Raw genomic sequence first — 9,838 nt, 5'->3', positions numbered from 1 at the left:
TCTAATTTCACTTATTGGAGCTTCTGCATTAGCCATTGCTATAGTCTATGGATTACGTCAAAAAATGAAGCGCAACAAAATACAGCACGAAAAGCTAGATGGAGATTTAGCCTTTAAAGAAAAAGAACTCACTACACACGCCTTGCATTTGGCACATAAAAATGAAGTTTTACTTGATTTAAAATCGCAATTAAAAGAATTGAAGTCGAGTAGTCCAAATTCTAGAAACTACCAAAAAGTCATCAATACGATTAACCTAGATATTAATAATGATAGCAATTGGGAGCAGTTTAGAAACTACTTTGAAGATGTGCACAGAGATTTCAATTCTAAAGTAATGCGCAGTTATCCAGAGGTTAGTAATAATGACTTGCGCTTAATGTCTCTTTTAAAAATGAATCTTTCGAGTAAGGAAATTGCAAATATTCTCAATATTTCTATAGAAGGAGTTAAGAAAGCACGTTATAGATTACGAAAAAAACTAAATCTAAATACAGAAGAATCTTTACAAGAATTGGTTATAGAATTATAAATATTACAACGCATGAATACCTCTAAAGCATCATACACAATCCCTTTTTATAAACATAATAAAGCAGTGAACAGCATACTGACTTTATTAATTTTAGCTTTCGTGCTCAGTTCTTTAACGATTCATAGTCAAGATAAGAAACGTGTTGATAGTCTTCTTAATAGCATTAAAACCCAACATGACACCTTAAAAATTGAATCGTACAGGCAACTCAATATGGAATATCTTTATGTTGATCCAAAAACATCAAAGCCGTATTTAGACAAAGCGATAGCTTTAGCCAAAAAGCATAACGTAGAAGACCAAATAGCACAAACCACCAATGACTTAGGTGTGTATTATGCTATTATTTCGGATTTTGAAAACTCAATAAAAACTATTGATATTGCTATAGAACTTCAAAAAAAACTTAACGATAGCACAAGTATTGCTGAAGCTTTAAATAATAAAGGCATCATATTAGACGATTTAGGGAATTTTGATGAAGCTATAGCAGTACATATCGAATCCCTAAAAATTAAAGAAGCTATTAAAGCAGAATCTTGGACTATCGCCTATAGTTATTATAATATTGGGTACTCTTACAATAGCATAGCAAATTTCGAAATGTCAAACAATTATTTAGAAAAAGCTAAAGCGATTTTCTCTACACTAGCTGGTTATAAAGGAGAAACCAACGCTGTAAACAGCTTAATTGCAAATAATTTAAAACACTCAAAACAGTATAAAAAGGCCATTGCGATGTTCAAGGAGATTATTTCTGAATACAAAGAAATTAACTATAATAACGATTTGGCTGGTGCATATAATAGTTTAGGACAGATATATATGGAAACCGATAGTGTTTCAAAGGCTAAAAAGTTATTTGAAGAATCATTAGTCATCAGTAAAGAATACAAACAAAAAGCTTTAGTGGCTCTAAACCTTACTGCTTTAGGAAATGTAGAGTTGAAATTGAACAATAACAAGAAAGCATTACATTATTATAACGAAGCATTAGTACTCGATTTAGAAACCCAAGGAAAGGATAATATTAAGAATGATTATTTAGATATTTCTAAAGCACAAGCCAAAATAGGCAACTACAGAGAAGCTTATGAGAATCATTTAAAGTTTTTTAAGCTTCATGATGAACTTTTAAGCAAAGAAAATTATGAAAGAATTAACGAGCTAGAAGTGCAATACCAAACCGAAAAGAAGGAGCAAGAACTCATCATCAAACAAAATGAAATTAAACTACTCGAAGAACGCAAACAAAAAGCCGAAAACGAAAAATGGTTTCTTCTAATTTCACTTATTGGAGCTTCTGCATTAGCCATTGCTATAGTCTATGGATTACGTCAAAAAATGAAGCGCAACAAAATACAGCACGAAAAGCTAGACAACGATTTAGAATTTAAAGAAAAAGAGCTCACAACACATGCTTTGCATTTAGCACATAAAAATGAAGTATTACTTGATTTAAAATCGCAATTAAAAGAACTTAAATCTGAAGGTGGTAATTCTAGAAGCTATCAAAAAGTCATCAACACAATAAACCTTGACATTAATAATGATAACAATTGGGAACAGTTTAGAACCTATTTCGAAGATGTGCATAAAGATTTTAATTCTAGAGTAATGCGCAATTATCCTGAAGTAAGTAATAACGATTTACGTTTAATGTCGCTTTTAAAAATGAATCTATCGAGTAAAGAGATTGCAAACATTCTCAATATTTCTATAGAAGGCGTAAAAAAAGCACGTTATCGTCTGCGAAAAAAACTCAATTTAACTACAGAAGATTCTTTACAAGAACTAGTTATTGACCTGTAAATCAATATTTTAATGTAATTAGTCCACCTTTTGTCCAATAATATCTAACCGATTGTCCACTAATTGTCCGTAATCTATATTTCTTTTCATCTATCCTTCGATATATGTTTGTACTGTCATTTAAAAATGGCAACCAGTTTTGTGGTGCCTTGCGCTGGATTAGGCTGCAGACGTCCAGTAGTAAGTCGCTACGAAAACTAATTAAGTTAAACCACAAAACACATTAAACAATGTTACTAATACTTATTTATAAGCTATTTACTTGGTTAATAGAAGGCAAACAAAAGCCTGCCTTTTTTTAATTCTTATCATTGAACTCAAACTTATTTAGTACTTTTAAGTATCAAAATGTTTTCACAATAATTTAGATATGGACAAAGCTCTACAAACCATGATTAATAATATGCCAGAGAAAACTGGTAAATCATTAGACCAATGGAAAACAATCTTAAAAACAAAAGCCTTTGCAAAGCATTCTGAAGGAGTTAATTTCTTAAAGAAAGAACATGGAGTAACGCATGGTTTTGCTAATACTATTGTCACCTTATCCAAGGAAGAAAACAATACTCCTGAAGATTTAGTCGTTTCGCAATACAAAGGAAAAGAATCCTTACTTCCTATTTATGAAAAACTGCTTTCTGCAATTAAAGACTTTGGAAGCGATATCACGATTACACCTAAAAAAACAAGTGTAAGTATCATTAGAAAACGACAATTTGTTTTAATAAAACCAGCTACAAAAACACGAATTGACTTAGGTCTAAAACTAAAAGACAAACCAACAACAGACCGACTTAGTAATTCTGGTCCTTTTGGTACAATGTGCACACACAGAGTGCAAATTACATCTGAAGATGAAATTGATAATGAATTGATGAATTGGATACAAGAAGCCTACTCAAAAGCAGAATAGCTTTATTAACAGTATATGATAAAATACTGATTTTAAACCTGTTATAGCCTTGTCTTTAAATTTATAAAAAGCTAACTTCGTTTACCTGTGCTGAACTTGTTTCAGTAACGTTGGCTATAAAACATTGAAACGCTTTTATATCCTGCACACCATTAAATGAATGAAAATCAAATAATTAAGCTTCTTATGTTTTGAGACCTACAGTAAATTCAGTACTAAAAAAAGGATAGAACAAAAAAGACCTTACAGAAATGTAAAGTCTTTTTTGTTTTAATGAGTTAATTAGTAGTCTAAAATCAAAGATTTTAAAACAGTATGTCTATTCCTATCATTATTCTAATGCATTAAAAACCGATTTATGTTAAATTTTCTAGCATCAGGTATTGTATTAGGTGCAGCTTCTCTTTGTGCGGTTGGGTAATTATTATAATAATACCAGCCATCATCACCTTGTATTAATTTATAATTACCTATACCTGCTTCATATGTATAAATCTCCTCTTCTGTCCATCCATCACCACTCTCAGAAATAGATTCTAAAAGTCCTAAACTATTATAGCTGAAAAATTCGCTATCATCAAATTCCCAACTATCATTATCATAGTCATAATCATCAATTTGAATCACTTTGTTTCCAGAATATAGGTATACATCTTTATCATTATTTACCCAAACTCCATTTTCAAAATATAACCCTAATTTCTCAGATAATTTTCCTCCTGAATAAGAAAATGCATGTTTGTAATACATTTCTTCAATATCATCGTTATACTCATATTCAATAACGTCTTGTAAGTTTCCTCCATTATAAGTTAAGACATATTTCTCATCTAATTCGTCATTTCTAAAACTCTCAATTCTAACTAAGTCATCACCATTATAAGTGAAAATAGTTTTATAAACATAATTCATAAAAGTATTGCTGTATTTAGTTTCTACAACTTTCCCATTTACAATTTTTATTCCTTGGGATGATTCAAGATTCTGTTCTACCCAGTTATCTCCATCTTTGTTGTAGCGTCTAGAATATACCCAGTCACCTTCATAGTCGTATACTGTCTTTCTATCTTCCTCCCAAATGCCATTTTCTTTGTCGAGATCAATAACTTCAATTAAACGCTCATCAATATAATTATAAAGCTCTTTGTCTTCATATACATCTGAACCAGAAGTTTCAGTACTAATTATTTCTGTAACTCTATAAGCTACTGTTGTTTGTCCATCTCCATCTCCATCATCATCGCTACTACATCCTGTAAAAGCAAGGGTAAAGCAATAAATAGTTAAAAAAGAAAGAATACCTGTAATAAACTGCTTAGTTTTCATGGTTTTAAAGTTTTACATATTATCAAAGACCCAACATTGAGTAAATTTTTCGCAATTATTAAATATTGAAAATTAAAAAAAATGAAAAAGTTACTAAATGATATATATCATTTTTGAGGATGTATTATAGCATAATTAGAAAAATAATGACAGCACAAAACAGTAAACAATTTATTGCTAGTGCTCCCCTGCTTACGAAAACCCTAACGGATTTTCTATTTGTTTTGTATTTACTAAATTAGGTGCATAAACACGCAACCTATTATACACAAACACGATGATGTACCATTCGCCCACAAACGAACTTCCCATATTAAAAACCTCAATATTAAAACCTGTATTACTTAAAGCGTTCACAAAAATTTTACACTTTTTTTACATTTAATTTTGCTATATAAATAGCTTTCACTAATATATTTGATGGAAATCAATCTCAAAACATATAACAACATGAAAAAGAACATCATTCTTTTAGGTACAGTTTTAGCAATCGCTAGTGTATTAATTATTGGCTTTACAACCGTTAATATCACAGAGACTAACAACTCAAAATCAATAGCTGATAAAACCATCGCTATAGAAAACCAAACTACTGAAGATCCAAATAGAAATGGCATTCCCGTTTTATACTATGGAGTTGACACACGATTTGCAGCTGTAAAAAAATCAGATATAGCTAAGGCTAAAACAATTTATGCCTTTCTTAATGAAGGAGAAAAGGAACAAATAGCACATATTAATTCGGTAAGGATTATCGTTATAGAAAATAACCAACAATCCAACAAACAAGAATACAGTTCTGATGAAAATCTCACCAATGCGCAGCTCCAACTTATAAAATCATTAGACTATTTTAATCATTTTACCATTAGAACAGAGTTTAAAGAAAAGAATAAAGAGACTGGTAAGTTAGATGAGCGTTTTTTCGGCCCTCATATCACTGTTGTTCCAGATACACAAGCGATTTATGTCAATGGTAAAGAAGCGCTCATTAATTATCTAAAGGAACATAGTAAGGATAACATGAACGTAATAAAAGACGAGAAACTCGGAGCCATAAAACTATCTTTTATAATAACAAAAGAAGGAGAAGTCTCAAATGTGAAACATGATGCTATGACAACTGGTTATCCGTCGATTGACGAAAAATTCATGAAACTCATTAAAAACATTCCTGGAAAATGGATACCTGCTGAAAACGCTAATGGAGAAAAAATGGAGCAAGAATTGGTATTTACCTTTGGACCAAGAGATGGGTGTTAATGGTTAAAACAAAATCCTATAAATAAAATAACTCACAACCAAATAGAATGTTAGTAATACTATTCTCATTTGGTTTCTTTTACGGGAGTCATTGTAAGTGGGTTTATTTATAGGACACCCAAAACCTTATTTAAGTCACAAACAATTAAGCTACAACCTCTCCGTAAAGATCAAAATCTTCAGCTTCAATAACTTTTATAGTAGCAAACTCACCCGTTTTTAAATAAGTTTCAGTTGCATCAATGCGAACTTCGTTATCCACGTCTGGCGAATCGTATTCTGTACGCCCTACAAAGTAATTACCTTCTTTTCTGTCAATAACCACTTTAAACTCCTGCCCAATTTTGGCTTGATTCAATTCCCAAGAAATCTGAGATTGAATTTCCATAATCTCATTAGCACGTTGCATCTTCACCTCTTCTGGCACATCGTCTTCTAAATTGTAAGCATGTGTATTTTCTTCGTGTGAATAGGTAAAACATCCTAAGCGCTCAAAACGCATCTCCTTTACCCAATCTCTAAGGGTTTCGAAATCTTCTTGTGTTTCACCTGGATAACCAACAATTAGTGTTGTTCTTATGGTCATTTCTGGCACTTTTGCTCTAAAGTCTTTAAGCAGCTTTGTGGTCTTTTCTTTTGTGGTTCCACGACGCATACTTTTTAGAATAGAATCTGAAATATGCTGTAAAGGAATATCTAAATAATCACAAACTTTAGACTCACGATTCATCACATCTAACACATCCATCGGAAATCCTGTTGGAAATGCATAGTGCAAACGAATCCATTCTATACCTTCAACCTTAACTAAATGTTCTAATAATTCAGCAAGGTTTCGTTTTTTATATAAATCTAAGCCATAATAGGTTAAATCTTGAGCAATAAGAATCAATTCTTTGACGCCGTTGGCAGCTAACTTTTCAGCTTCAATAACAACCTCTTCTATTGGAGTACTTTTATGTTTTCCTCGCATTAAAGGAATTGCACAAAAACTACAAGGTCTATCGCAACCTTCAGCTATTTTTAAGTATGCATAGTTTTTTGGGGTTGTAGTTAAACGTTCACCGATTAACTCATGCTTATAATCTGCTCCTAAAGCTTTTAATAATCCTGGCAACTCTGTGGTTCCAAAATACTGATCTACATTTGGTATTTCTTTCTGCAAATCTGGTTTGTAGCGTTCACTTAAACATCCTGTAACAAACACCTTATCAACTTCTCCATCTTCTTTCTTCTGCATGTACTCCAAAATGGTGTTCACACTTTCCTCCTTGGCATTGTTTATAAAGCCACAAGTGTTAATCACTACAACATTACCTTCTTGCTCGTGCACAACATCTTTTCCACTTGCCTTTAGTTGTCCCATTAACACTTCACTATCGTAAACATTTTTACTACAGCCTAAAGTGATAACGTTGATTCTATTTTTCTTAAGAGTTTTTGTACGCATGGTCTTATAAATCAGTTTGCAAAGATACAACGTAAATTAAACCTTTAGTATATTTATAGGTCTTAAATAAAAATCTAAACCATGAATCGAATAAGCTTAACCTCCACTTTATTAGCTTTGCTACTTATTGTGTCTTGTTCTTCTGATGAAAGTCAACCACAAGAACAAGATCCAATAAATGAAGAGATTTACTTTCCACCTTTAAACTCTGATACTTGGGAAACTAAAACCATTTCAGATTTAAATTGGAACGAAAATCAACTCCAACCACTACTCGATTATTTAGAACTAAAAAACAGCAAAAGTTTTATAATTCTGCATGAAGGTAAAATAGTTGTAGAACACTATTTTGATGGCCATACAAATACCTCTCCTTGGTATTGGGCTAGTGCAGGAAAAACATTAACCACAGCAATTACAGGAATTGCCCAAGAAGAAGGACTAATTGATATAAATGATAAAGTCTCGGATTATATTGGAACTGAATGGACGAGTGCTCCTATAGATAAAGAAAATCTAATTACCTGCAAGAATTTATTATCTATGAGTTCTGGCTTAGACGATAGTTTAGGTGATAATGCTTCGGCTTCTAACCTTCAATATGTCTCTGATGCTGGTGAGCGCTGGGCATATCATAATGTATATGTAAAACTTCAAGATGTGGTTGCAGAAGCAAGTAACCAAAATTGGTCTAATTATTTTAATGCAAAATTGAAAGATAGAATTGGTATGACTGGTGCATGGTTACAAAGTGGTGATTTTAGTGTGTACTGGAGTACAACACGCAGTATGGCACGTTTTGGATTATTAACTTATGCAGATGGAAAATGGAAAACTAGTCAAATTATTCCTGAAACTTTTTTAAATGATGCTGTAAACACGTCTCAAAACTTAAACCAAGCTTATGGTTATTTGTGGTGGTTGAATGGAAAGTCTAATTATAGATTGCCTCAATCTCAAGTACAATTTAATGGTAGTTTAATACCAAATGCGCCTTCAGATATGTATGCCGCATTAGGGAAAAATGACCAAAAAATTTATGTGGTTCCAAGTAAAAAAATAGTCGTTATAAGAATGGGGAATGCAGCTAATAGTGAAGCTTTTGCGTTATCCGATTTCGATAACCAATTGTGGTTACGCATTAATGCATTAATTGAATAAAAGTTGTCACTTCGAGTGATTCAGAAGTATGAGGAATTGTATCGAGAAGCTTTCTTTTACAATTAGTTCTCGATACAATTTTCAATTCAAAAAAATTAAAAACCACTCGAACTGACATACTACTTATTGTACCTTTATAGAATCAATTATAATCCTTAGGCGCAACTCTAGCTTTAGATGCTTGCTCATATACGTAAGCCCATTCTAACAACTGTTTTTCTTGAAGTCGTTTCCCAATAAAGGTTAAGCCTTTAGGTATTCCTTCACCTGTATAACCCATTGGTACTGTTAAAGCAGGATATTCTGCCACTGCAGCAAATGCTGCATGATAATTATTTATGGATAAAAAACCATCTAAATTATTCGCATTCATTGGTAAATCAAAGTATTGTTTTCCATTGGTTTTTAAAGTGTCTTTAATGCGCTCTAAGTAAATAGCATCACCCTTATCATCAGCAATTCCTTTAAATAAATTCTGACCATATGGCATCCTTATTAAAGAATCTTTTAAATTGAAAGCCATCACATCTGAAACCGTTCTTAACTCAATATTATTATTTGCAGAACCCTCCAAATAAGCTGGTAAATCCTTTTTCATATCTAAGTTGAGTAATCGCAAGAAATTAGGTAAACCTAATTCTTCTTCATCAATTTCTATAATTTTTGCTCCTTGTGATTTTAAAACTTTTAGCGCATTAGCATACAGAGTATCTTCTAGTAATCGTTTTGGTGCACCAAAGCGCTTTCCCTTTAAAGTGCCTTCTTTTAAGCTATCGAAGTAAAAGCCAGAGTTCCACATTATCATAAATGACTTGCTATCCAATTTATCCTCACCAAAAATGGCATCTAAAACGATAGCATTATCGAAAACGGTTCTTGTTATTGGACCAGCAGTATCTAGGGTTGAAGAAATAGGAACTATACCACTACGACTTACTAAGCCTATTGTTGGTTTTAGTCCTACTGTAGAATTCTGACTTGCAGGTGATAAAATAGAACCAGCAGTTTCGCTACCAATAGCTGCAGCACAAAAATTAGCAGAAACAGATACTCCACTTCCAGCACTTGAACCACCAGTATCAATGATACGCCTTCCATAAGGATTTAAAGTTTGACCTCCTATTGCCGAATAACCACTAGGACAGTCCCCACAAAAGAAATAAGCCCATTCACTTAAGTTCGCCTTTCCAAGAATTAAAGCATCATTTTCTTTTAAGCCAATGTTCTGTCCAATCCATTTTTTGTATGCGTTACTAATTCTTGATTGTTTGGAAGCATACTTAATTCTTGTTGCATCTGAATTTTCCATTGCTGCATCTATAACAGATAGACTTTGTTTTCTCATTTCAATACGAGAAGGATTTATTACGTTTATATA

General features: G+C 32.3%; 8 protein-coding genes and 1 pseudogene. 5 read left to right on the top strand and 4 right to left on the bottom strand.

Annotation, left to right across the window (positions count from 1 at the left end):
• The 3 genes and pseudogenes from QZZ53_RS15620 to QZZ53_RS15610 all read left to right on the top strand — a co-directional run.
• Nucleotides 1–532, top strand: a pseudogene (locus tag QZZ53_RS15620) (hypothetical protein); the annotation flags it as partial.
• 12 nt (nucleotides 533–544) lie between these two features.
• The gene (locus tag QZZ53_RS15615; RefSeq protein WP_296386399.1) at nucleotides 545–2,347 is read left to right on the top strand and encodes a tetratricopeptide repeat protein; all 1,803 of its coding nucleotides are present in this window, start codon (nucleotides 545–547) and stop codon (nucleotides 2,345–2,347) included.
• Between the two features lie 370 nt (nucleotides 2,348–2,717).
• Complete coding sequence (locus tag QZZ53_RS15610; RefSeq protein ID WP_296386397.1) at nucleotides 2,718–3,260, top strand: DUF4287 domain-containing protein; 543 nt, start codon at nucleotides 2,718–2,720, stop codon at nucleotides 3,258–3,260.
• A gap of 336 nt (nucleotides 3,261–3,596) precedes the next feature.
• On the opposite strand, the gene QZZ53_RS15605 is transcribed toward QZZ53_RS15610, so the two are convergent.
• Both QZZ53_RS15605 and QZZ53_RS15600 read right to left on the bottom strand, forming a co-directional pair.
• On the bottom strand, nucleotides 3,597–4,586 hold the full coding sequence (locus QZZ53_RS15605) for a hypothetical protein (protein ID WP_296386395.1): 990 nt from the start codon (nucleotides 4,584–4,586) through the stop codon (nucleotides 3,597–3,599).
• Between the two features lie 192 nt (nucleotides 4,587–4,778).
• On the bottom strand, nucleotides 4,779–4,943 hold the full coding sequence (locus QZZ53_RS15600) for a hypothetical protein (RefSeq protein WP_296386393.1): 165 nt from the start codon (nucleotides 4,941–4,943) through the stop codon (nucleotides 4,779–4,781).
• Nucleotides 4,944–5,036: 93 nt separating this feature from the next.
• Here QZZ53_RS15600 and QZZ53_RS15595 point away from each other — a divergent pair, with 93 nt between their 5' ends.
• Nucleotides 5,037–5,849 carry a hypothetical protein gene (locus tag QZZ53_RS15595; protein ID WP_296386391.1) on the top strand — a complete coding sequence of 271 codons (813 nt, stop codon included), beginning with the start codon at nucleotides 5,037–5,039 and terminating at the stop codon, nucleotides 5,847–5,849.
• A 145-nt stretch (nucleotides 5,850–5,994) separates the two neighbouring features.
• On the opposite strand, the gene rimO is transcribed toward QZZ53_RS15595, so the two are convergent.
• Nucleotides 5,995–7,299, bottom strand: coding sequence for a 30S ribosomal protein S12 methylthiotransferase RimO (rimO, locus tag QZZ53_RS15590; protein ID WP_296386389.1), 1,305 nt, complete (start codon nucleotides 7,297–7,299; stop codon nucleotides 5,995–5,997).
• Between the two features lie 81 nt (nucleotides 7,300–7,380).
• Between rimO and QZZ53_RS15585 the strand changes: the two genes are divergently transcribed.
• Nucleotides 7,381–8,460: a serine hydrolase gene (locus QZZ53_RS15585; protein ID WP_296386387.1), complete on the top strand. Its 1,080-nt coding sequence runs from the start codon at nucleotides 7,381–7,383 to the stop codon at nucleotides 8,458–8,460.
• 142 nt (nucleotides 8,461–8,602) lie between these two features.
• Here QZZ53_RS15585 and QZZ53_RS15580 read toward each other — a convergent pair.
• Nucleotides 8,603–9,838, bottom strand: a 1,236-nt coding sequence (locus QZZ53_RS15580) for an amidase family protein (protein WP_296386385.1), incomplete at its 5' end; no start/stop codon positions are given.

Source organism: Winogradskyella sp., from assembly GCF_016744625.1.
GTDB lineage: Bacteria > Bacteroidota > Bacteroidia > Flavobacteriales > Flavobacteriaceae > Winogradskyella.
Note: the sequence above shows the minus strand (reverse complement) of the source record. Positions and strands in the feature narration are given on the sequence as shown.

What these genes read in the sequence shown, in the direction of transcription:
- QZZ53_RS15615 (WP_296386399.1), top strand. Translation starts at nt 545, where the DNA reads ATGAATACCTCTAAAGCATCATACACAATCCCTTTTTATAAACATAAT.
- QZZ53_RS15610 (WP_296386397.1), top strand. Translation starts at nt 2,718, where the DNA reads ATGGACAAAGCTCTACAAACCATGATTAATAATATGCCAGAGAAAACT.
- QZZ53_RS15605 (WP_296386395.1), bottom strand. Translation starts at nt 4,586, where the DNA reads ATGAAAACTAAGCAGTTTATTACAGGTATTCTTTCTTTTTTAACTATT.
- QZZ53_RS15595 (WP_296386391.1), top strand. Translation starts at nt 5,037, where the DNA reads ATGAAAAAGAACATCATTCTTTTAGGTACAGTTTTAGCAATCGCTAGT.
- rimO (WP_296386389.1), bottom strand. Translation starts at nt 7,299, where the DNA reads ATGCGTACAAAAACTCTTAAGAAAAATAGAATCAACGTTATCACTTTA.
- QZZ53_RS15585 (WP_296386387.1), top strand. Translation starts at nt 7,381, where the DNA reads ATGAATCGAATAAGCTTAACCTCCACTTTATTAGCTTTGCTACTTATT.